Origin of the sequence: Prauserella aidingensis (genome assembly GCF_024171865.1) — a bacterium.
GTDB classification, from domain to species: Bacteria; Actinomycetota; Actinomycetes; order Mycobacteriales; family Pseudonocardiaceae; genus Prauserella; species Prauserella aidingensis.
Genome location: NZ_JAMTCN010000009.1, coordinates 12844 through 35914 on the forward strand (window position 1 = coordinate 12844; position 23071 = coordinate 35914).

A 23071-nucleotide genomic window follows, 5' to 3' on the forward strand; every position below is an offset into this window, starting at 1 on the left:
ACCGGCCGTCGCGGGTCAGCTGTTTCCCGAGGTGAGCTGGTCGATCCAGTTGTCGGTCAGCTGCACGATCTCGCCCTGGTGCGTGACGGTCGGCGTGCTGAAGCCCTTGCCCCGCGGCCCTTCCTGCATCAGGTCCGGATTGTTCGCCGTCTTCTCGAACTCCGACGTCAGCTGGTCCTCGTACTTGCCGTTCCGGATGCCCTGGGCGAACGCGTCGCCCTCGATGCCGAGGTCGCGGCCGAGCTGGATGAGCTGGTCGTCGCTGTACCCGCGGCCGCCCTCGGCGGGCTGATTCTGGAACAGGCTGTCGTGGAACTCCGTGAACTTGCCCTCGTCGGCGGCCAACAGCGAGGCGTTCGCAGCGTCCAGCGAGTAGCCGGGCGGGTCGGACGCCTCCATCAGCATCGGCACCGGGTGCGTCCGCACCAGCAACGACCCGTCGTCGATCTTCTGCTGGATCTGATCACCGAACCGCTCGTAGAACGACCCGCAGGCCGGGCACAGGAAATCGGCGTAGATGTCGATGGTCGTCGGGGCGTCCTGGTCGCCGGTCTCGACGACGACGCCCTCCCGCTTCTCCGGGACGTCGGACTGCGTCTGCGCCGCCGGGATCTGCTGTCCCTCGGTCTCGTTCTTCGACGCGTTCGTCCACAGCACACCACCGACGACCACGGCGGCCACCAGGACGACCACGCCGACGATCAGGCCGATGCGCTTGCCGTCCGACATACCCGCCGAGCCCCGCGCCTGGGCCACGACGTTCTTACCCTGCTGCTGTTGCTGCTGCCGCCGCTTCCGTGCGTTGCGTTCCGCTCCGCCCACTGGGGTCCTTCCTCGCGTTTGGTCCCCTTCTAGGCTACGTAAACCGGGTAAAACCCCTGTCCAGGGAGGCGTGCATGGAGGTTCCGCAGCTGCCGGAGCTGCCCGCGGCCGCCGTCGCGGAGGACGTCTGCGCCGCTCTGGCCGGCGACGGCGCGGCGGTGCTCGTCGCACCACCCGGCACGGGCAAGACGACGCTGGTGCCGCTCGCGCTGGCGCAGGCGTTCGACGAGCAGGGCCGCGACGGGCGGATCGTCGTCGCCGAGCCGCGCAGGCTGGCCGCACGGGCCGCGGCGACCCGGATGGCCGACCTGCTGGGCGAACCGGTCGGCGAGACCGTCGGATACGCGGTGCGCGGCGACCGCCGCACCTCGGCGCGCACGCGCATCGAGGTCGTCACGACCGGCCTGCTGGTGCGGCGGGTGCAGCGTGACCCGGAGCTGCCGGGCGTCGCCGCGGTGATGCTCGACGAGTGTCACGAACGCCACCTCGACGCCGACCTGCTGCTCGCGCTGCTGCTCGACGTGCGCGCGGGCCTGCGCGACGACCTGCGGCTACTGGCGACGTCGGCGACCGTCGCCTCCGACCGGCTCGCCGCGCTGCTCGGCGACTGCCCCGTCGTCACCGCCGACGCGCGCACGTACCCGGTCGACGTGCGGCACTCCCCGCCCGTGCGTGGTGAACGCGCCGATGCCTGCGTCGCACGCACGATCACCACGGCGCTGGCCGAGACCGACGGCGACGTGCTGGCGTTCCTGCCGGGCGCCGCCGAGATCGGGCGGGTCACGCGCGCGCTCGATCTGCCCGGCGTCGACGTCCTGCCCCTGCACGGCAGGCTCTCGGCCGGCCGCCAGGACGCCGCGTTGACCGAAGGGCCACGGCGGCGGGTGGTGCTGGCGACCGCGGTCGCCGAGTCGAGCCTGACCGTGCCGGGCGTGCGTGCCGTCGTCGACTCCGGACTGTCACGGGTGCCGCGGGTCGACCACCGGCGCGGGCTGTCCGGGCTCGTCACCGTGCGGACTCCGCTGGCGATCGCCGAACAGCGGGCGGGCCGCGCGGGCAGGCAGGGCCCCGGCGTGGCGTACCGCTGCTGGCCCGAGTACGAGACGGCGAGCCTGCCCGCCTACCCCGAACCGGAGATCCGCACCGCCGAACTGTCCCGCCTCGCACTCGAACTGGCGTGCTGGTCGACACCGGACGGCCGCGGCCTGTCGTGGTGGGACCCGCCGCCCGAGGGCGCGCTGGCCGCGGGCGCGGAACTGCTGCGCACCCTCGGGGCGATCACCGGCGACGGCACCGTCACGACGCGTGGCACCCGACTCGCCGACGTCGGGCTGCACCCCCGGCTCGCGCGGGCGCTGCTGGACGGAGCCGACGAGGCGGGCGTGGACGTCGCCGCCGAGGTCGTGGCGTTGCTCGACGCCGGCTCGGCGGGAGACGTCGACGTCGAACAGGCGCTCCGGAACCTGCGCCGGTCGCGCTCACCCGAGGCGTCGCGGGCACGTCGCGAGGTCCGCCGCCTCACCGGGCTGGCCGGCCGATCGGCGCGGGACGGTTCCGAACGGGGCGGTTCCGAACGGGGCGGTTCCGAACAGGGCGCTGCGGGGGATGGCGACGTCGCCGCGGTCGTGGCGCTGGCGTACCCGGAACGGCTCGCCCGCAGGCGGGACGCGACGTCACAGGTGTATCTGATGGCGAGCGGCACCGCGGTGGAACTGCCGCCGGGGAGCGGGCTCGCCGACGCGGAGTGGCTGGCCGTCGCCGACGCCACGCGGGAACCCGGCCGCGCCCACGGTGTCGTGCGGCTGGCGGCGCGGGCCGACGAACAGCTGGCGACGCGTGTCGCCGCGAACCTGTTGACCGAATCCGACGAGGTCACGTGGACCGGCGGGGACGTGACCGCGCGGTCGGTGCGGGCACTCGGCGCGATCACGCTCGCCGAACGCCGGTTGGCCGATCCCGATCCTCAGCGCGTGCGCGCGGCCCTGCTCGACGGTCTGCGCGACGAGGGGGTCGACGTGCTGCCGTGGCCGGACGCCGCGGTGCGCCTACGGCAGCGGCTGGCGTTCCTGCACGCGCGGCTCGGCGAACCGTGGCCGGACGTCGGCGACGACGCGCTGCTCGCCCGCGTCGACGAGTGGCTCGAACCGGAGTTGTCGGCCGCGCGCCGCCGGGCCGACCTGGAGCGGATCGACACGGCGTCGGCCCTGCGCAGGCTGGTGCCGTGGCAAGAGGCGCGCAGGCTCGACGAGCTCGCCCCCGAACGGATCGACGTCCCGTCCGGATCCAGCGTCCGCGTCGACTACTCCGGTGACGATCCGGTGCTGGCGGTGAAACTCCAGGAGACGTTCGGCTGGCGCGCCACCCCGCGCATCGCAGGCGGCGCGGTACCGGTCGTGCTGCACCTGCTCTCCCCCGCGGGCAGGCCGGCCGCCGTGACGTCCGATGTGGACTCGTTCTGGGATTCGGGGTACGCCTCGGTGCGTGCGGAACTGCGCGGGCGGTACCCGAAACACCCGTGGCCCGACGACCCGCGCACCGCCACACCGACCCGGGGGACGAAACGACGGACGTGACCGTTCTCGGCCGGGCGTCAGCTGTAGAGCGACCGCTCCGGCCGGGCGGGCAGCCGATCGGCGAGTTCGGGATCGTCCTTGTAGTGCAGACCGAGGTTGACGGCCTCGCGGATCTGCTGCCGGTTCTCGCGCACCACCTCGGCGAAGAAGTGGTCGATGCGATCGTCGGCGAGCACTTCGAGCACGATGCGGATCACGGTGTCGGTCACCGAGTGGACGATCTCGTCGTGGAACGGCAGCCGCGAGAACCGGCCGGCCTGCGGATCGTTCTTGAGTTTCTCGGTGACGATCTCGCGCAGCATCTCCTGGTTCTGCGACAGCGATCGTGCCAGGTTCTCCGGGTAGTTGCCGGTCTCGAGGACCTTCACCACCTCGTCGAGCACGACGACCGTCACGGGTTTCTTGATGGCCTGCACGATCGTCGTCGAGTAGCGCTCGACGAGCTTCTGCGTGAACCGTTCCCCGAAGGCGCGATCCGCGGTGCGCGCGAGTCGCACGACCACGACGACGATGCGGAGCAGGCGGAACCCGCGCAGGGCCGGGTGGGCGATCGGGATCATGCCCAGGATCTCGTACCAGCCGCGGAGCGGGAACATCTTCTCCCAGCCCGCCTTGTGCCACCGCCACAGGAACTCGACGAGGAACACGCCGCAGATGGCCGTGTCGACGACGAAGATCGTGTGCGCGGTCTCCTCCGAGACGTCGAAGAACATCAGGTAGCACAGCAGCGCCACCGAGCCGACGGCGAGCACGAGCATCGCCAGGTCGACGAGGCTCGGCCTGCGCCCGGCCCGCGGCGTTCCGGTGGTCATGGGCGCACATTGTGCCACCTGTGATCACTCACACGCGTCCAGCGCGGCGATCACCCTCCGCAGCCGGCCTGTGCCGACGATCGGGTCGTCGTCGCCCGGATGAACGACAGCACCTGGGGTTGTGACACGGCGTAGGCGGCCTCGGGCAGCGGCGTTCTCATGTCCGAATCCGTGCCCGTCAGAATCCGTGCCGGTCCGAATCACTCCCGACCGAGTTCCGTCCACTGCTGCGCTGCGGGAGTCCACGTTCCGGCCGAAACGTCACGACTGAGGACGGGATCGAGCATGGAGCTCACGGTTCGGTGGGCCGCATCGAGATCGTCGTCGAGCCCGACGGTCCGGGCGAGCTGGCGAAACGGCACGCGCCACAGTTCCGGCGGCGCAGGCACAGCACGTAGAGGGTCGTGCGTACCGCGCGCCGAGAAGATCGTCTCCACGGCTCGCAGCAGCTGCTGGGCGTCGAGTGTGAAGGCCTGCGCGATGAGGGCAAGATCAACGAGGTCCTTGGCCCGGCTACTCGTCCGGCCGCCGTCGTAACCCGGGTACACGCGTGCAGTTTTTCCGCCACGTGGACAGCGAGCGGGATGACCGGCACTTCGACCGGCGCGATATCGGCGAAACCCAGCACCCGGGGTGTCGTCAGGATCGCGGCTTCCAGGTGCCGGATATCGTCAGGCCGTCCGACGTCGACAACGAACTTCTCGAACGGGCGACCGGCCAGGCTCGCCGTGACCCGGAACCGATGGGCACCGCCGAACCTGTCGGGCACGTCGCCGGACCGCTCGACGGCGAAACCGAAGAAGTCGCCACGGTCCTCACCGGCCGCATCGATGAGGACCTCAAGCAGGTCTTCCCCGTCGACCCAGCATGCCAGGTCGACGTCTTTCGTCGACCTGGCCCGGTCGTTCAACCTCAGATCGAGCGCAAACCCACCCTTGAGTGCCCATTCTGCGTCCGCGACCTCGACGAGACGAGCCAGAAAGCGGTCGAACGCCAGGCGCTTGCGATCTCTCGTGATACGCCCGCCGTCACCGTCCGCGCGCGCCTTCAGCCGATCCTCCAGTGCGCGGCGAAAGGCCGGACCGGTCGAATACCTCACGCGTCCACCCGCCCCGTCGTAGCATCGACGAACTCGCGCACGCGCTTCGACCGGCCGGCGGCGACCTGGCGAAGCCTCCGGCGGGTGGTGAGTCCACGAGCGAGGGCTTGTCGGACGGCCAGCTCAACCTGCTCGGGCTGTTCACCATCGTTCAGACTATCGACGATGGCACGTTCCGGGCTGGTCACAGCCATTCCCGCTACAGTGCGAACATCCCGAGGGGATAGCGGTTCGCCCTGGGTATGGACCCGTACTCCCGGCCGCGGCCGCTGTCCGCGGTTGGCACGAGGCACCGACACATGCACCACGTCCGGAATCAGGTCGGACAGCTCGTACAGCTCCAGAGCGCTGGCATGCGACACGACGGCCTGCGCGGACCTCAGCGGGAGCCACGCCGCCACGAGGTGTTCGACCGGACTCGACGGGAAACGCCGAAACCGGTACAAGCCCCGGCGCACGCGTTCGTACTGGCCTCCGGGTCGCGCGTGATGACTCAGCGTGCTCAGGTCCATCCCCACGTCCCGTGCCTGACCGGACGTGAAGTAGCCGGCCTGCGATTCCGCTACGCGGTACAGCTGATCATGATCCACGTCCGACACAACCGTGATACTATCCCATCAACGTCGGACACACTTCCCAGTCAGGTCGTCGTCGCCCGGATGAACGACAGCACCTGGGGTTGCGACACGGCGTAGGCGGCCTCGTTGACCTCGGCGCCGTGACTGCGGGTGTCGCTGAAGCCGTGGTGCGCCTCGGGGTACAGGTGGACGATGCTGGCCGCACCGGTGCGCGACTGCAGACCGTCCTGCAGCTTGGTGAACACCTCGTGCGGAACGATCGTGTCCTGCCCCGGGTAGAGCATCATCACCGGCGCGGCGATCCGCGGGGTCTCCTCGAACGGGTCGACCGTGTGGTTGTCCGCGGGCGTGGCGGGCACCGTCGGGTGATAGGCGACGACGTTGGCGAGCCGCTCGTCCCGCGCCCCCAGCAACAGTGCGAACCGACCGCCGAGGCAGTACCCGATCACACCCACCTTCTCCAGGCCGAGCTCGCCGAACATGTGGTCCAGCAGGCGCTGCATCTCGGCCAGGCACGTCTCGTCGTCGAGACCGTGCATCAGCTCGACCATGGTGTCGAGCTCGTGATCGTCCATGCTCACGCCGTGGAACGGGTCCCAGCTCAGGGGCGTGACGCCGGATTCGGCGAGCTCGGCCGCGAACTCGCGGACACGCTGTCCGATTCCGGTGATCATGGGAAGCAACAGCATCCCGGCGCCCGTCGGCTCGGCAGGCCGCGCCAGATGCGCGCCCAGGCCGCCGACACTGATCGTCGAAGTGTCGATCTCGTCTGCCATGGGTGCGAAACTATCCCTCACAGCCGCAGCCGCCGCGGAGGGGACCGATGACGACGGACCGCACGCTCGCCGAACAGCTCGACGGGCCTCGTTTCGACGGGTTGCCCGCCGGTATCGACGCCCTTCCCGACGAGCAGAAACAGGTACTCGCCGACGCGCTGCGGCACGCCAGGCGACGGCAGGCCGCGGCGTTGCAGGAGTCCGCCGACAGCGCGTTGTCGCACATCCCGTTCTTCATCCGCCCCGCGGTCCGCAAGGCGGTGGGACTGTGACCGGGGCGCTCGACCGGCTCGCCGCACGCGCCGAGATCGTCAAGCTCGCCCGCGTACTCGGCGAATCCGAACAGCGCCTCGAGTTCCTGCAGGACGTACCCGCCGCCGACATTCGCACGTTGCGTGACCAGGCCACCGAGGCCCTGCACGGTGCGCATCAACCCGTGCTGCGCAAGCTCGTGTCGGCCAGCGGCATCATCCCGGTTCCGGTGCTGGTGACCTTGGCGCAGAAGGCGTTCGGACCGCTGCTCAGCGCACGTCTGGCCGGCCTGATCGACGGCGACCGGGGCGTGGCGATCGCGCTGAAGCTGCCCGCGCCGTTCCTCGCCGACGTCGCGGCCGAGCTCGACCCGCGCCGTGCCGTCCACATCCTCTCCGAGCTGCCGACGGCGACCGTCTCCGACGTCAGCAGGGAACTGCGCAGACGCGAGGACTGGATCACCCTCGGCAGGCTGGTCGGCGGCGTGCCACCCGAGATCGCCGAGGCGGGCCTGGCCGAGCTGAACGAACGACAGGTCCTCGAGGTCGCGTTCGTCGTCGACGACAAGTCGTCCCTGAGCACGCTGGTCGCACGCCAACCGGCCGACCGGTGCGTCGCCTACGCCCGCGCCGCCGACGAGTACGACCTGTGGCACGCACTGTTCGACCTACTCGCCCACCTCGACGACGACCTGCGCGAACGGCTCGTCACCGCAGGTCTCGACGACGATCCGGAGCTCCGCTCCCGCGCCCGCCGGGCCGCCGCGGACCTCGGCGTCGAATCCCTGCTGACCTGACCGGCCGGGCGACGCCGCCGCTGGTCAGACCGCGCGGCGGCCGCAGCGCCAGACGGCCCACGTGAGCGGGACGCCGGGCCGGTAGGCGAGGTGGGTGGCCGACGGTGCGTCGAGCACGTGCAGATCGGCGCGCGCACCGGCACGCACCGTCCCCACGGCGCCGTCGCCGGCGTCACGGCGCAGCGCCCGCGCGCCGCCCGCGGTCGCCGCCCACACGGCCTCGCGCACCGTCAGGCCCATCTGCAGCACGGCCGTCGCCACGCAGAACGCCATGGACGTCGTGTACGAACTGCCCGGGTTGGCGTTGCTGGCCAGTGCGACGGTGGCGCCCGCGTCCCACAGTCTCCGCGCCGGGGCGAGGGGCTGCCGGGTGGACAGGTCGCACGCGGGCAGCAGGGTCGCGACGGTCGCCGACGAGGCCAGTGCGTCGACGTCCTCGTCGGTCAGGTGGGTGCAGTGGTCGACGCTCGCCGCATCGTGACGCACCGCGAGGCGTACGCCGGGCCCGGCGCCGAGCTGGTTGCCGTGCACCCGCACCCCGAGTCCCCTGGTCGCGGCCGCCGCCACGATGCGCTCGGACTGCGCCTCGTCGAACGCGCCCTCCTCGCAGAACACGTCGACCCACGCGGCGTACGGGGCGACGGCGTCGAGCATGTCCCCGCACACGAGGTCCACGTAGGACTCCGCGTCGGCCCCGGGCGGTACGAGGTGCGCGCCGAGATAGGTCACCTCGTCGGCGTGCCGGGCGGCGATACGGGCGGAGCGGGTCTCGTCCTCGACGGTCAGGCCGTAGCCGGTCTTCGTCTCCAGGCACGTCGTGCCCTGCCGGACGGCCTCGTCGAGGTGGGCCGTCAGGTTGGCTTCGAGGTCCGCGTCGCTCGCCGCGCGCGTGCGGGCGACGGTCGTGGCGATGCCGCCTGCCTGGTACGGCTCGCCCGCCATGCGCGCCTCGAACTCGGCGGTGCGGTCGCCCGCGAAGACGAGGTGCGTGTGGCTGTCCACCCAGCCCGGCAGCACCGCGCGCCCGCCCACGTCCACGGCGGCGTCGGCGGCGGGCGCCACGGCGGACTCGCCCACCCAGGCGATCCGGTCGGCCTCCAGCACCACCGCGGCGTCGCGCAGGATCCCCGGGCCGGGGTCGTTCGTGGTCAGCTCGCCGATACCGGTGACCACAGTGGACGCCGGATACTCAGTGGACGCCGCATATTCGGGGGACGCCGGCTGCTCGGAAGACGTCGAGTGCCGCGTGGATGCGGAGACGGCGGTGACGGGACGCGGTGTCGGGGTCATAGCAGCCTTCCGATCTCGGCCGCCAGGTCGGCGGCGGGATGTTCGACGCGGGTGTGCACCCCGTCGGATACCACGGGCCTGCCGGCGACGAGCACGTCGGTGACGTCCGCGCCGGTCGCGGCCAGCGGAGCGCCGCCGGGGGCCGCACCCGCGGTGCGGACCGAGTCGAGCCGCACGGTCACGAGGTCGGCCTGCCCGCCCGGCTCGATCCTGCCGACGTCGTCGAAGCCGATCGCGGCGTGGTCGGTCGCCGCGGCGACCAGGTCGTCGACGGCGAACCGGCCGCGCGCCTCCGCGGCCAGGCGTTCGTTCAGTTCCAGGGCCCGCGCCTCCTCGAAGGCGTCGATCACGGCATGGCTGTCGCTGCCGAGGCACAGCCGCACGCCCGCGGCCGCCAGCGCCGAGGCCGGCCCGATGCCGTCACCCAGGTCGCGTTCGGTCGTCGGGCAGAAGCACGCGCGCGTCCGCGACGCTCCCAGTGTCGACATGTCGTCGTCGGTCAGATGCGTCGCGTGGACGACGGTGGTGCGCTCGGCCAGCACGCCGTGCCGTGCCAACAGTGCCGTCGGCGTCACGCCGTGCACCCGCAGGCAGTCCTCGTTCTCGCCGCGCTGTTCGGACAGGTGGACGTGCAGCGGCCTCCCGGTCGCCCACTCGGCCACGGCCGACAGCTCCGTCGCGGGCACGGCGCGCACCGAATGCGCCGCCGTGCCGACGACGACGTGGTCACCCTCCGGCCGGAACGCGCCTACCCTGGACGCCCAGCCGTCGGCGTCGCCGTCACCGAAGCGCAGCTGAACGCCCTCGAGGGGCTTGTCCGGGCCACCGGAGAGGTAGCACGTGTCGAGCAGGCAGATGCGGATCCCGGCGTCGGCGGCCGCCGCGACGAGCGCGGCGCTCATCGCGTTCGGGTCGTCGTAGCGCCTGCCGCGCGGGCCGTGGTGCAGGTAGTGGAACTCGCCGACGCTCGTGTACCCGGCCAGCACCATCTCCGCGTAGACGGCCCGCGCGAGGCGGTAGTACGCGTCGGGGTCGAGCCGTTCGGCGAGGCGGTACATCAGCTCGCGCCACGTCCAGAACGTGCCGCGGTCGCCGTGCGTACGCCCGCGCAGCGCCCTGTGGAACGCGTGCGAGTGCGCGTTCGCCATGCCGGGCAGCGTCAGGCCCCGCAGCGTCGTGCCGCGCCGCGCTCTGCCGGGTTCGACCGCGACGATCGCCCCGCCCGCCACGTCGACGCCCACGCCCTCGGCCGGTCCGCCGGGCAGCCACGCGTACTCGCACCAGTACTCGGTCACCCCGTCCGCGCTCCCACTCACGCCGCCGATCCCGCTCACTCCGACAGCCCCGCTCACGCCGACAGCCCCGCCAACACGGTCGCCAGCGCCTCCGCACCGGCGTCCACGTCGGCGTCCTCGGCGAACTCCTCGGGGGCGTGGCTGACGCCGGTCGGGTTGCGCACGTACAGCATCGCCGCGGGCACGTGGCCCGACAGCACGGCCGCGTCGTGGCCGGCTCCCGTCGGCAGCGCGGGCACGCCGCCTAGCTCGGCCGACACCGCGTCACGCAGCGCCGGGTCGAACACCACCTCGTCGCCCCACGACTCCTCACGCAGCTCGACGGTGCAGCCCTCCGCCTCGGCGGCGGCCCTCGCCGCGGCCTCGACGTCCCGCACCACCGACGGCACGTCGGGTCCCCGGGCGTCGAGCCAGAGGTCCACGGTCGAGGCGATGACGTTGGTTCCGCCGGGGTTCGCCGCGACTCTGCCGACGGTGGCACGCGTGCCGGGGGCGGACGTGGCGATGCGGCGCACGGCGGCGACGGTCTCCGCGGCGGGCAGCATCGGATCCCGGCGGTCGTCCATCGGCGTCGCTCCGGCGTGATTGCCCTGGCCCGCGAACGTCAGCCGCCATCGGCCGTGTGCGATCACGGTGCTGCCGACGGCGACGGGCCGGCCGAGGTCGATCAGTCCGCGCCCCTGCTCGACGTGCAGTTCGACGAACCGGCCGATGCGGCCGACGAGTTCCGGATCGGCGCCGATGCGCTCCGGGTCGAGCCCGGCGCCGCGCACGGCGTCGGCGAACGTCGTGCCGTCGGGATCGCGCAGTCGCAGGGCCTTCTCCGCGGGCAGCGACCCGGTCAGCAGCCGGGAGCCGAGGCACGGCACCCCGAACCGGCCGCCCTCCTCCTCGCCGAACACGACGACGCCCAGTGGCTTCGCGGGCGTCACACCGCGCGCACGCAGTATGTCCACTGCAGACAGTGCACTCACGACACCGAGAGGGCCGTCGAACGCGCCACCGCCGGGAACCGAGTCGAGATGACTGCCGGTGACGACGGCGTCCGGTCCGGGATCTCCCCACCACGCCCAGAGGTTGCCGTTGCGGTCCTGTTCCAGGTCGAGCCCGCGTCGCCGCGCCTCGCCCGCGAACCACTCGCGCAGTTCGCACTCGGCGCCGTCGAACACGTGCCGGGAGTATCCGCCACGCATGCGGTCGCGCCCGACGTCGGCGATGTCGGCGAGCAGTCCGCTCGCCCTCGTCTCCGGTGTGCCTGTCACGTCCACCATGGTCACTGCCACATCGGGACGGTCAGGCCACCGGCCGTGGCGGCCTCCGCGGCACGCTCGTAACCGGCGTCGACGTGGCGCAGCACGCCGGTGGCCGGGTCGTTGCCGAGCACGCGTTCGAGCTTGCGTGCGGCGAGCTCGGTCCCGTCGGCGACGGTGACCTGGCCCGCGTGGATCGATCGGCCCATGCCGACGCCGCCGCCGTGGTGGATGGACACCCAGGTGGCGCCGGACGCCGTGTTCACGAGGGCGTTCAGCAGCGGCCAGTCGGCGATCGCGTCCGAACCGTCCATCATGGACTCGGTCTCCCGGTAGGGCGAGGCGACGCTGCCCGAGTCGAGGTGGTCGCGGCCGATGACGACGGGCGCCTTCAGCTCCCCGCTCGCGACCATCTCGTTGAACCGCAGGCCCGCGAGGTGCCGCTCGCCGTGACCGAGCCAGCAGATCCGCGCCGGCAGACCCTGGAACGACACCCGTTCACCGGCCATGCGGATCCAGCGGGCGAGGGACTCGTTCTCGGGGAACAGCTCCAGCACCGCCCTGTCGGTGGCGGCGATGTCGGCAGGGTCGCCGGACAGCGCGGCCCATCGGAACGGGCCCTTGCCCTCGCAGAACAGCGGCCGGATGTAGGCGGGCACGAAGCCGGGGAAGTCGAACGCCCGCTCGTACCCGGCGGCCTGGGCCTCGCTGCGCAGCGAGTTGCCGTAGTCGAACACCTCGGCGCCGCGGTCGAGGAACCCGACCATCGCCGCCACGTGCTCGGCCATCGACTCCCGCGCCCGGTCGGTGAACTCGTCGGGTTTGGCGGCGGCGTAGTCGTGCCAGTCCCCGACGTCCATCCCGGACGGCAGGTAGGCCAGCGGGTCGTGGGCCGACGTCTGGTCGGTGACGATGTCGACGTCGACGTCGCGGCGCAGCAGTTCGGGCAGGACCTCGGCGGCGTTGCCGATCACGCCGACCGACAGCGCGCGGCGGTTCGCCTTGGCCGTCGTCACGCGGGTGATCGCGTCGTCGAGGTCGGTGGCCAGCTCGTCGAGGTAGCCGGTTTCGAGCCGGCGCTGCGCGCGGTGCGGATCGCATTCGATCACCAGCGCCGTGCCGTCGTTCATCGTCACCGCAAGCGGTTGCGCGCCGCCCATGCCGCCGAGTCCCGCCGTGACCGTCAACGTCCCGGCGAGCGTGCCGCCGAAGCGCTTCTCCGCGACGGCCGCGAACGTCTCGTACGTGCCCTGCAGGATTCCCTGGGTGCCGATGTAGATCCACGATCCGGCGGTCATCTGGCCGTACATCGTCAGGCCCAGGTTCTCCAGTCTGCGGAACTCCGGCCAGTTCGCCCAGTCGCCGACGAGGTTGGAGTTGGCGATGAGCACACGCGGCGCCCACTCGTGGGTGCGCAGCACCCCGACGGGTTTGCCGGACTGCACGAGCAGCGTCTCGTCCTCGGCCACAGTGGCCAGGGTTCGGACAATGGCGTCGTAGCTGGCCCGGTCACGGGCGGCCTTGCCGGTTCCGCCGTAGACGACGAGGTCCTCGGGACGCTCGGCGACGGCGGGGTCGAGGTTGTTGCGCAGCATCCGCAGCGCGGCCTCGGTCTGCCAGTTCTTCGTGGTCAGGCTCATGCTTCCTCCACACAGCTCTGGACGGCACCGGAAGCGATGAGCTCCTCGGCCGCGGCGATCTCGGGGGCGAGGTGGCGGTCGGGGCCGGGACCGCCGACGCGGGTGCGCACCAGGTCGCGGACCGCACCGGTCACCGGGGCGGGCCGCAGCGGCGCGCGCAGGTCGAGGGCGCGCGCGGCGGTGAGCAGCTCGACCGCCAGTACGGTGCGCAGGCCGTCGACGCCGCGGCGCAGCTTGCGCGCCGCCGACCAGGCCATGGACACGTGGTCCTCCTGCATCGCGCTGCTCGGGATCGAGTCGACCGACGACGGAGTGGCCAGGCGCTTGAGCTCGCTGACGATGCCCGCCTGCGTGTACTGGGCGATCATGTGGCCGGAGTCGACGCCCGGATCGTCGGCCAGGAACGCGGGCAGGCCGTGCGACCGGGCGACGTCGAGCATCCGGTCGGTGCGGCGCTCGGCGATCGAGGCGACGTCCGCGACCGGGATGGCGAGGAAGTCGAGCACGTACCCGAGCGGCGCGCCGTGGAAGTTGCCGTTGGACTCGACGCGCCCGTCGGCGAGTACGACCGGGTTGTCCACGGCGGAGGCGAGCTCCCGGTCGGCGACCGCCTCGGCGTGGGCGAGCGTGTCCCGCGCGGCCCCGTGTACCTGCGGAGCGCAGCGCAGCGAGTAGGCGTCCTGCACCCGGGTGCAGTCGGGGCCGCGGTGGCTGGCGACGATCTCCGACCCCGCCAGCGCCTCGCGCATCCGACGCGCGGAGACGGCCTGTCCCGGATGCGGGCGCAGTGCCTGCAGGTCGTCGGCGAACACGCGATCGGTGCCGAGTTGCGCCTCGACGCTCATCGCCGCGGTCAGGTCGGCGACGTCGAGCAGTCCGGCGAGGTCGCGGGTGGCCAGCGCGAGCATGCCGAGCATGCCGTCGGTGCCGTTGGTGAGCGCGAGGCCCTCCTTCTCCGCCAGCGTGACCGGGGTGATCCCGGCGTCCCGGAGCGCGTCGGCTGCGGGCCGGACGGCACCGTCGGCGGCGACGACCTCGCCCTCCCCCATCAGCGCGAGCGCGACCGCGGACAGCGGAGCGAGGTCCCCGGAACAGCCGAGCGAACCGTGTTCGGGCACGACCGGGGTGATGCCGGCGTTGATCAGCGCGGCGAGGGTGTCGACGGTCGAGGTCCGCACACCCGTGTGACCGGTGGTCAGCGTGCGCAGCCGCAGCAGCATGAGGGCGCGCACCACCTCGGTCTCGACGGCAGGCCCGGCACCGGCCGCGTGCGAGCGGATCAGCGAGCGCTGCAGGTCGGCCCTGCGTTCCGGCGGGATGCTGCGCACGGCCAGCGCACCGAACCCGGTCGACACACCGTACGACGGCGTCGTCGCGTCGGCAAGAGCGTCGACGTGCGCGCGGGCGGTGGCGACGTTCTTCCGCGCCACCGCGTCGACGGCCACCCGGGCACCGCCGCGAGCAACGGCGACGACGCCGTCGCGTGTCAGCGGAGCGGATCCGATCACTACCTCGTTCGGCTCGTTCGGCATGCCCTCATTGCACCGCGCGGAGGGCGGGCTCATCAGCGCCGCCGGTAGGATTTCCGTCTCGGATCCCAGACAGGAGGGCTGATGGCGCAGGACAGAGCCTCCACCGACAGTGGCGGGAACGCCCAGGGAAACGTCCCTGCGCTGCGGCGCGGGCTCGCGCTGCTCGGCGTGCTGGCCCGGCACGCGGGACCGGTCTCGGCGGCGACGCTGGCACGCGAGGCGGGCGTCCCCCGGTCGTCGACGTACCACCTGCTCACCGAGCTGCAGGCCGCCGGGTTCGTCGTCCACCTGCCCGCAGAGCGACGGTACGGACTGGGCATCGCCGCGTTCGAACTCGGCTCGTCGTATCTGCGGCACGACCCGCTGGAACGCCTGGCTGGGCCGATCCTGCGCAGGCTCGTCGACGAGACCGGGCACACCGCGCACCTGGGCGTACTGCACGGTGGCGAACTCGTCTACCTCATCAAGGAACGCCCGCCACAGCCGCAGACGGTCGTGACCGACGTGGGCGTCCGGCTACCCGCGCATCTGACGGCCTCGGGCAGGGCGATGCTCACCCACCTGCCGAAGCCTCAGGTCAGGGCGCTGTATCCGACCGCGTCGGCGTTCGTCCGGCGCACCGGCAGAGGGCCGCGGAGTCTGGCCGAGCTGCGGACGACCCTGGCCGCCCACCACCGGCTCGGCTGGGCGATCGAGGACGGCCACGTGACGGCGGAGTTCGCGTCCGTCGCCCACCCCGCGTTCGACCACGGCGGCAGGCCGCTGGCGGCCATCAGCCTGACCTTCCGCCACCACTGCCACGACGGCGACGCGGGCGGTGATGGGTCGGACGGTGCCGGCGGGTCGGGCGGTGCCGGCGTCGAATGCGGGGCGACCTGGCCCGACCTCGCCGAGCGGGTCCGCCGCGCCGCCGCCGAACTCACGACCCGCATCGGAGGGCTGCCGCCCACCACCTGACCCGCTGCCCCGCAGTCACCCGGCACGCAGTCACGCAGTCACGCCGAGACCTTCTCCGGCAGGAACTCCTCGCCCTCGGCGGCGCCCGTGCCCGGCCTGCGCCGTTCCGGGGCGGTGCGGTGGTGGGTGGCGTACAACGTCAGGCCGACGAACGTGAGGCCGCCGACGAGGTTGCCGAGCACGGTCGGGATCTCGTTCCACAGCAGGTAGTCGCCGACCCCGAAGCTGCCGCCCATCATGAGCCCGGTCGGGAACAGGAACATGTTGACCACACTGTGCTCGAAGCCCATGTAGAAGAACAGCAGGATCGGCATCCACATGCCCAGGACCTTCCCCGGAACCGACGTCGACATCATCGCGGCGACGACCCCGGTCGAGACCATCCAGTTGCACAACACGCCCCGGACGAACAGCGTCAGCATGCCCGCGGCGCCGTGTTCGGCGTAGCCGACGGTCCTGCTTTCGCCGATCGAACCGAGCTGCTGCCCGACGTCGTTGGGGTCGACGCTGAACCCGTAGGTCACGATGATCGCCATCATCAGCGCCACGGTCAGTGCGCCCGCGAAGTTGCCGACGAACACCAGTCCCCAGTTGCGCAGTACCTGCTTGGCGCCCACGCCGCGCCGCTTGTCGAGCCACGCCAGCGGAACGAGCGTGAAGACACCCGTCAGCAGGTCGAAGCCCATCAGGTACAGCAGGCAGAAACCGACCGGGAACAGCAGGGCGCCGACCAGCGCGTTCCCGGTCTCCACGGTGACGGTCACCGCGAACGCGGCCGCCAGCGCGAGGATCGCACCGGCCATGTAGGCCCGGATCAGCGTGTCCCGTGTGGACAGGAACGCCTTGGACTCGCCCGCGTCGACCATTGCGCCGACGAACTCGCGCGGCTTCACGTAGGACACGACGTAGCTCCTCACCGAAAACACGGAAACACTCACTCGGGCGGCAGTGTCGCCGCATGTCGTGTCCTCCCCGTGTCACCACGTGAACTCCACGTCACGGAGACCGCACAGGCCATCACCTCGGCGGGGAGCCCGGGAATCCGGGAATGCCATCACCCACGCGGACCGTCCGGACGAATCGGGCCGAACGGTCGTTGACACTGGGCCGTTCGGCGCAGTCCCGGTTCGTCGGCACACTCGCCGATCGGCAGCCGTTCAAAGGTCGTTCATCGCGACCTGCAGAGCGGGACACGTCGGACGTGTGGGGTGAATTCGACCTTCCCGGACTTGCAAGGAGTGTCAGTAATGGTCGACCGACCCACCACCCCCACCGCCCTGTCCCGCCGCGGGTTCCTCCGCAGCGGCGCCGCCGTCGGCGCGACGTCCGCGCTGCTCGGCATGATGGGAGCCACGACCGCGTCGGCGAAGCCGGGACGTGGCCCGCGCCAGGCCGAGGACAACGGCGGTTACGGCCCGCTGCAGCCCGCGCCCGGTGGCGAGCTGCTGCTGCCCGCAGGCTTCTCGTACGTCGCGTTCGGACACACGGGAACGCCGATGAGCGACGGCACGCCCACGCCGGCCATGCACGACGGCATGGCCGCGTTCGCGGGCGAGGACGGGCTGATCCGCCTCGTGCGTAACCACGAGAACAGCGGGGGCGCGGCGTTCGCCTCGCCGTCGTACGACGCGGGCGCCGCGGGCGGCACCACGACGATGGTGTTCGACCCGGAGAAGATGCAGCTCGTCGACACGTTCCCGAGCCTCACGGGCACGATCCGCAACTGTGCCGGCGGTCCGACGCCGTGGGGTTCGTGGCTCTCCTGCGAGGAGACGTTCACGGGCCTCGACGTCGACACGCCGCACGGGTACGTGTTCGAGGTGCCCGCCGGCGCCGACAGCCCGGTGGACCCGGTGCCGTACAAGGAGATGGGCCGGTTCACGCACGAGGCCGTGGCGATCGACGAGGCCACCGGCATCGTGTACCAGACCGAGGACCGCGGCAGCGCCGGGTTCTATCGGTTCGTGCCGAACGTGCCGGGTGACCTGTCCGCGGGCGGCCGGCTGCAGATGCTGGCGATCAAGGACCAGCCGAACTTCGACACGCGGATCGGTCAGAAGCCGAACCGCAGGCTTCCGGTCGAGTGGGTCGACATCGACGACCCGGACCCGGACAGCGACGACAGCCTCGCCGTTGCGCGGCAGGGCTGGGCCAAGGGCGCGGCCGTGTTCGCGCGCCTCGAGGGTGCCTGGTTCGGCGACGGGTCGATCTACCTGAACTCGACGAGCGGCGGCGACGCCGGCATCGGCCAGGTGTGGGAGTACCGGGCGCGCGGCAACTCGGGCGGCCAGCTCGTGCTGGTGTACGAGTCGACCGACCCGGACGTGCTCGAGAGCCCGGACAACATCTGCGTCTCGCCCAACTCGGGCGGCCTGGTGCTGTGTGAGGACGGCAGCGGCAAGGACCTGCTGCGCGGTGTGACGAACCGTGGCGAGGTGTTCGACTTCGCCGAGCTCAACTCGTCGAACACGAGCGAGCTCGCGGGTGCGACGTTCTCGCCGGACGGGAAGATCCTGTTCTTCAACGTCCAGTCGCCGGGCATCACCTACGCCGTCACCGGGCCGTGGGAGCGCGGAGCGCTCTGAGTGAGCCAGTAGCGCGGAGAGCTCCGAGTGAGGCTGTAGTGCGGAGCGTTCCGAGTGAGGCTGTAGTGCGGAGCGTTCTGTACACCGAGTAGCGCGGAGCGCTCTGATCGACGTGGCGCTCCGCCGGTGAAGGCGGAGCGTGTGGACGGCCCCGGTGGTTTCGCGGGAACCGCCGGGGCCGTTCCGTCGCTGGTGACAGCTCCGTCGTTGGTGACAGTTCCGTCGTTCGTGGCAGCGACGCCGCCACCGATCACGTTCCTCCGGTAGGATGACGTCATCCGGTTTGTCCGGCCGTCGGCCGGATCCGGCGGAAGCGGCGTTCGTGCAGCGTCTCGCCTGCGGAACGGCGCAGCTGTCGAATGGCACAGCGGTTCGAATGGCACAGCGGTCCGCCGGGAACGCCGTGACCGGAATGTCTTGACGGTGACCTGCCAGGAAGGGCGATGGACGACAGTTGTAGTACCGGCACCCGGATCGTGAGCGAGAGCACCGCGAGGTGCCGCACATGATCTGGGCCCTCAGCCTCCTGCTCGGCATCGTCGTCATCCTGGCCGTGATCGCGGCCAACGGTTACTTCGTGGCGCAGGAATTCGCCTACATGGCCGTCGACCGTTCCCGGCTCGCCGCGCTGGCCGAGTCGGGCGACCGATCGGCGCAACGTGCGCTGGCGATCACGCGCCGCACGTCGTTCATGTTGTCCGGCGCGCAACTCGGCATCACCGTGACGGGCCTGCTGGTCGGTTACGTGGCCGAGCCGCTGGTCGGCAACGCCCTGGGGACGGCACTGGGTGGGGTCGGTGTGCCGACGTCGGTCGGTATCGCGGTCGGCACCGTGGCCGTGCTGGTGGTGTCGACGCTGGTGCAGATGCTGGTCGGCGAACTGTTCCCGAAGAACCTGGCAATCGCCGTTCCCGAACGTGTCGCACTGTGGCTGGCCGGGTCGACGACGCTGTATCTGACGCTGTTCGGCTGGCTCATCAGGTTCTTCGACGCCGCGTCGAACGCGCTGGTGCGGCTGCTGCGTATCGAGCCCGTCCATGACGTGGAGCATTCGGCGACGGCGCGCGACCTCGAGCACATCGTGGCCGACTCGCGCGCCACGGGCGATCTGCCCGCGGACCTGTCGGTGCTGCTCGACCGGGTGCTGGACTTTCCCGACCAGGACGTCGAGCACGCGATGAATCCGCGGGCACGGGTCGACGTGGTGGCGGCCGAGACCCCGATCTCCCGTGTCCGTGAGCTGATGGCCGCGGGTCACACGCGCTATCCGGTGGTCGACGAGGCGGGCGACGTTCTCGGCGTGGCCGAGTTGGCCGCCGTGTTGGCCCGGCCCGCCGACGACGAGACGCCGGTGTCGCAGCTGTGCCGCCCGCCGTTGCTGGTGCCGACGACGATGGCCCTGCCCGACGCCTACGCCCGGTTGACCGCGAGCCGCAACGAGCTCGCCTGTGTGCTGGACGAGTACGGCGGGTTCGCGGGCATCCTCACGATCGAGGATCTGGCCGAGGAGCTCGTCGGCGAGTTGCAGGACGAACACGACAGCCCGGAGCCTCCGCCGGTGACGGTGCAGGACGACGGCAGCTGGCTGGTCGGCGGCGACGTACACGTCGACGAGGTGGAGCGCGCTGTCGGTCACGACCTGCCGTCCGAGGACGTGGAGACGGTCGCGGGCCTGACGATCGCGGCGCACGGGGCGTTGCCTCCCGCGGGTGCGACGGTGCTGGTCGACCTGCCGCAGTCGGGGGCCGAGCTCGCCGAGCCGGACCCGCCCGCACCGCCGGTGCTGCGAGTGGACGTGCTCGACGTGGACCGTCACGTGCCGTCGCGGCTGCGGCTCACGCTGCAGTCCGCCGACACGTCGGCCGACGCCGACGGCGAGTCCGCGAGGGAGGAGGCACGATGAGCAACCCCTGGATCGTGGTCGCCGCGTCCGTGCTGATCCTCGTGGCCAGCGCGTTCTTCGTGGCGGTCGAGTTCGCCACGCTGGGGGCGAAACGCCATCGCCTCGAGGAAGCCGCCACGACGAGCCGTTCGGCGCGCGCCGCGCTGCGCAGTTCCCGCGAACTGACGTTGCTGCTGGCGGGCTGCCAGCTCGGCATCACCGGCTGCACCCTGGCGCTCGGTGCGGTCACCAAACCGGCCGTGCACCACGGGCTCACCCCGCTGTTGGAGGCGGTGGGCGCGCCCTACTGGCTGGCCGACGCGGCCGCGTTCACGATCGCGCTCGTCGCGATGACGTTCCTCCATCTGGTCGTGGGCGAGATGGCGCCGAAGTCCTGGGCGATCGCCTATCCGGAGCGGTCCGCGACCCTGCTCGCGCTGCCGGCCCGCGTGCTGGTGGCCACGACGCGGCCGCTGCTGTCGACCATCAACACGGCGGCCAACGCCCTGGTGCGGCGAGCCGGTGTCACCCCCGCCGACCAGGTGGCGACCGGGCAGAACCCGGAGGGACTGCGGCAGCTCGTGAAACACTCCGTCGAGGCGGGCACGCTCGACGACCTGTCGTCGGAACAGCTCTCCGGCGCGTTGGACCTGCAACGTGTGACGGTGCGCACCGTCGCGACGGGACCACTGGTCACGGTGCCCACGTCGGCGACGGCCGCGGCGGTCCGGGAGGCGGCCCGCGACTCCGGACACCGGCGCATCCTCGTGGGAGACGGCGACCCACGCTCGGTCGTCCACGTCCGCGACGCCCTGCTGCTGGCCGACGACGCGCCGATCGCGCCGGTGGCGTACCCGGTGCTCGACCTGCCGCCGGACACGCCGCTCTACACGGCGCTGACGCGGATGCGGGAGACGTCGCAGCACCTCGCCGTGGTCCGGACCTCCGGCGGCACCCGGGTGATCACGATCGCGGACATCCTGGGACGCGTGCTGCCGGGCGAGTCGACGACCGCGGACGCGGGCAGCGGCTGAGCGTCCCCGTCGGCACGGCACGGGACTCAGCCCTCGCCCGGCGGCCGTCCACGGCCGCCGGGCGTTCCCCACGACGAACGGGTCGCGCGTGGATCCGGCCACGAACTCGGCGTACGGGCCCGCGTCGAACGGCGCCGCGGCGTCCAGCGCGGCGAGTGCCTCGTCCGGCAGCCGCAGGTCGAGTGCGGCGACGGTGTCGGCGATCCGCTCGTCCGACCGGAACCCGATGAGGGGATGGATCGCGGGCGACCGTGTCCGGCTCCACGCGATCGCGACGCGGCCGGGCGTGGTGCCGAGGTCCCCGGCGATCTCGGTGAGCGCCGTCGCCACCCGTTCCCGAACGGGCGAGGCGCCGTCGCCGGGTGCGGTCAACGTCCCGTGGTCGAGGACTCCCCAGGCGGCGACGGTCAGCCCGAGTTCGTCGGCCATGGGCAGGATTTCGCGCTCGATGTCGCGGTTGACCAGGCTGTACGGCACCTGCACGGCTTCCGGCCGGGTCCAGCCGTTCCGGTCGGCGATCGCGTCGGCCCTGCTGATCGTCCACGCAGGCATGTCGGACAGGCCGACGTACCGGACCTTGCCCGCGCGGACGAGGTCGTCGAGCGCGCGCAGCGTCTCCTCGACGGGCGTGTGCGGATCCCAGGTGTGCACCCACAGGATGTCGACGTGGTCGGTGCGGAGCCGCCGGAGGCTGCGCTCGAGCGTCGCGACGAGGTTCTTGCGGTGCGCCCCGGCGGCGTTGGGATCGCCGGGATCACGGCTGAGCCCGAACTTGGTGGCGACCACGAACCGGTCGCGTCCGGTGATCACCTCGCCGAGCAGGCTCTCGCTCTCGCCGTACGCCGACGCCGTGTCGATGACGTTGCCCCCGGCGTCGGCGTAGGCGTCGACGATGCGGCGGGTCTGCGCCGCGTCGGGCAGCCGCATCGCGCCGAGGAACAGTTCCGAGACCCGCAGTCCTGTGCGGCCGAACAATCGATATCGCATACGCCCACCCTCGTCGACCGCGGCGATCGGAGGGAGGCCTCGACAGGGCCACCCTCGTAGACTCGGCGACGTGACCGGGGCGACGGGATCGGACGCCGCAGGGACGGACGCGGCCGCACCGGACGTGGTGGGGACGGACGTGGCGGGGACGGACGGCAACGCGCTGGGCACGTTCCTCCGCGCGCGGAGGGAGGCCGCTGCGCCCGAGACGCTCGGGCTGCCGAACGGCCCCCGCAGGCGGACGCCGGGGCTGCGGCGGAGCGAGCTGGCGCACCTGGCCGGGGTCAGCGTCGAGTACCTGACACGGCTCGAACGCGGCGCCGACCGCAATCCGTCCCCGCAGGTACTCGCCGCCCTCGCCAAGGCGCTCGAGCTGGGCGCCGACGAACACGTACACCTGTTGCGCCTGGTCAAAGGCGGTGACGGCCCGTGCACCGCGCAGCGGCCACCGCTCCGGCCCACCGTCGTGGCACTGTTGCGGGCCGTCGCGGGCACACCCGCCGCGGTGCTCGACCGCACCGGCGCCGTACTCGCCCGCAACGACGAGTTCGCCGTGCTGTACCCGCCGGACGTCGACAACCTGCCGCGCTTCGTGTTCACCGACCCGCGTGCACCCGAGCTGCTGCCGGACCGGGAGGCGATCGCCGACGAATGGGCCGTGCGGCTGCGCGCCGCCGCGGACCTGGGCGACGGCACCGCACGCGCCCTGGCCACGGACCTGGCGGCGGCCGCACCGGAGGGCTTCGCAGCCCGCTACGCGCGTGCGACCCGGATTCCCGCGTGGACCGGAACCGAACGCCGAACCGGTCCCGAGGGCCCGCAGACCTGGCGGTACGAGGCGCTGGAGATTCCCGAGACGGACGAGCACCGCCTCGTCGTGTACCTGCCGATGTGAACCCGCGACGCTGCGA

General features: G+C 71.9%; 19 protein-coding genes and 2 pseudogenes. 8 read left to right on the top strand and 13 right to left on the bottom strand.

Annotated elements, in window-relative coordinates; genetic code table 11:
* Window positions 1–15 precede the first annotated feature (15 nt).
* Window positions 16–822 (bottom strand): DsbA family protein, encoded by an 807-nt coding sequence (locus LY13_RS11970; protein WP_253828469.1) that lies wholly within the window; start codon window positions 820–822, stop codon window positions 16–18.
* Between the two features lie 74 nt (window positions 823–896).
* Here LY13_RS11970 and hrpB point away from each other — a divergent pair, with 74 nt between their 5' ends.
* A complete protein-coding gene (gene hrpB / locus LY13_RS11975) occupies window positions 897–3395 on the top strand; it encodes an ATP-dependent helicase HrpB (RefSeq protein WP_253828470.1) in 2499 nt (832 codons plus the stop codon).
* Window positions 3396–3412: 17 nt separating this feature from the next.
* On the opposite strand, the gene LY13_RS11980 is transcribed toward hrpB, so the two are convergent.
* The 5 genes and pseudogenes from LY13_RS11980 to LY13_RS11995 all read right to left on the bottom strand — a co-directional run bounded on the left by LY13_RS11980 (window position 3413) and on the right by LY13_RS11995 (window position 6660).
* The gene (locus LY13_RS11980) at window positions 3413–4207 is read right to left on the bottom strand and encodes an ion transporter (RefSeq protein WP_253828471.1); all 795 of its coding nucleotides are present in this window, start codon (window positions 4205–4207) and stop codon (window positions 3413–3415) included.
* Between the two features lie 200 nt (window positions 4208–4407).
* A complete protein-coding gene (locus LY13_RS26170) occupies window positions 4408–4755 on the bottom strand; it encodes a nucleotidyl transferase AbiEii/AbiGii toxin family protein (RefSeq protein WP_372493819.1) in 348 nt (115 codons plus the stop codon).
* Window positions 4756–4760: 5 nt separating this feature from the next.
* Window positions 4761–5306, bottom strand: a pseudogene (locus LY13_RS11985) (nucleotidyl transferase AbiEii/AbiGii toxin family protein); the annotation flags it as partial.
* On the bottom strand, window positions 5303–5905 hold the full coding sequence (locus LY13_RS11990; protein ID WP_253828473.1) for a type IV toxin-antitoxin system AbiEi family antitoxin domain-containing protein: 603 nt from the start codon (window positions 5903–5905) through the stop codon (window positions 5303–5305). The gene LY13_RS11990 and the pseudogene LY13_RS11985, both read right to left, overlap by 4 nt.
* Before the next feature lie 41 nt (window positions 5906–5946).
* Window positions 5947–6660, bottom strand: a complete 714-nt coding sequence (locus LY13_RS11995; protein WP_253828474.1) for a dienelactone hydrolase family protein — start codon at window positions 6658–6660, stop codon at window positions 5947–5949.
* Between the two features lie 47 nt (window positions 6661–6707).
* On the opposite strand from LY13_RS11995, the gene LY13_RS12000 reads away from it, so the two are divergent.
* Window positions 6708–6932, top strand: coding sequence for a hypothetical protein (locus LY13_RS12000; RefSeq protein ID WP_253828475.1), 225 nt, complete (start codon window positions 6708–6710; stop codon window positions 6930–6932).
* Entirely contained in the window at window positions 6929–7708 is a 780-nt protein-coding gene (locus tag LY13_RS12005) for a hypothetical protein (protein WP_253828476.1), read from the top strand. Before LY13_RS12000 ends, LY13_RS12005 begins: the two co-directional genes overlap by 4 nt.
* A 24-nt stretch (window positions 7709–7732) precedes the next feature.
* Here the strand turns inward: LY13_RS12005 and hutI are convergent, their stop codons facing one another.
* The 5 genes from hutI to hutH are packed head-to-tail and all read right to left on the bottom strand — an operon-like array spanning window position 7733 to window position 14715.
* Complete coding sequence (gene hutI / locus LY13_RS12010; protein ID WP_253828477.1) at window positions 7733–8998, bottom strand: imidazolonepropionase; 1266 nt, start codon at window positions 8996–8998, stop codon at window positions 7733–7735.
* The gene (locus tag LY13_RS12015; protein ID WP_253828562.1) at window positions 8995–10293 is read right to left on the bottom strand and encodes a formimidoylglutamate deiminase; all 1299 of its coding nucleotides are present in this window, start codon (window positions 10291–10293) and stop codon (window positions 8995–8997) included. Before LY13_RS12015 ends, hutI begins: the two co-directional genes overlap by 4 nt.
* Window positions 10294–10346: 53 nt before the next feature.
* Complete coding sequence (locus LY13_RS12020; protein ID WP_308216315.1) at window positions 10347–11555, bottom strand: allantoate amidohydrolase; 1209 nt, start codon at window positions 11553–11555, stop codon at window positions 10347–10349.
* A gap of 11 nt (window positions 11556–11566) precedes the next feature.
* Window positions 11567–13183: a urocanate hydratase gene (gene hutU, locus LY13_RS12025; protein ID WP_253828478.1), complete on the bottom strand. Its 1617-nt coding sequence runs from the start codon at window positions 13181–13183 to the stop codon at window positions 11567–11569.
* A complete protein-coding gene (gene hutH, locus LY13_RS12030) occupies window positions 13180–14715 on the bottom strand; it encodes a histidine ammonia-lyase (protein ID WP_253828479.1) in 1536 nt (511 codons plus the stop codon). The genes hutU and hutH overlap by 4 nt, the downstream gene beginning before the upstream one ends.
* Window positions 14716–14796: 81 nt before the next feature.
* On the opposite strand from hutH, the gene LY13_RS12035 reads away from it, so the two are divergent.
* A complete protein-coding gene (locus LY13_RS12035) occupies window positions 14797–15672 on the top strand; it encodes an IclR family transcriptional regulator (RefSeq protein WP_253828480.1) in 876 nt (291 codons plus the stop codon).
* A gap of 38 nt (window positions 15673–15710) precedes the next feature.
* Here LY13_RS12035 and LY13_RS12040 read toward each other — a convergent pair whose 3' ends face one another.
* A complete protein-coding gene (locus LY13_RS12040; protein ID WP_253828481.1) occupies window positions 15711–16574 on the bottom strand; it encodes a formate/nitrite transporter family protein in 864 nt (287 codons plus the stop codon).
* Window positions 16575–16919: 345 nt separating this feature from the next.
* Here LY13_RS12040 and LY13_RS12045 point away from each other — a divergent pair, with 345 nt between their 5' ends.
* The 3 genes from LY13_RS12045 (at window position 16920) to LY13_RS12055 (ending at window position 21173) form a co-directional block, all read left to right on the top strand.
* The gene (locus tag LY13_RS12045) at window positions 16920–18257 is read left to right on the top strand and encodes a PhoX family protein (protein ID WP_253828482.1); all 1338 of its coding nucleotides are present in this window, start codon (window positions 16920–16922) and stop codon (window positions 18255–18257) included.
* Between the two features lie 505 nt (window positions 18258–18762).
* On the top strand, window positions 18763–20160 hold the full coding sequence (locus LY13_RS12050) for a hemolysin family protein (protein WP_253828483.1): 1398 nt from the start codon (window positions 18763–18765) through the stop codon (window positions 20158–20160).
* Window positions 20157–21173 (top strand): CNNM domain-containing protein, encoded by a 1017-nt coding sequence (locus LY13_RS12055; protein WP_253828484.1) that lies wholly within the window; start codon window positions 20157–20159, stop codon window positions 21171–21173. Before LY13_RS12050 ends, LY13_RS12055 begins: the two co-directional genes overlap by 4 nt.
* Window positions 21174–21368: 195 nt before the next feature.
* On the opposite strand, the pseudogene LY13_RS12060 reads toward LY13_RS12055, so the two are convergent.
* Window positions 21369–22160 (bottom strand): annotated as a pseudogene (locus LY13_RS12060) (aldo/keto reductase); the annotation flags it as partial.
* Between the two features lie 70 nt (window positions 22161–22230).
* Between LY13_RS12060 and LY13_RS12065 the strand changes: the two are divergent.
* A complete protein-coding gene (locus LY13_RS12065) occupies window positions 22231–23055 on the top strand; it encodes a helix-turn-helix domain-containing protein (RefSeq protein ID WP_253828485.1) in 825 nt (274 codons plus the stop codon).
* The last annotated feature ends 16 nt before the right edge of the window (window positions 23056–23071 follow it).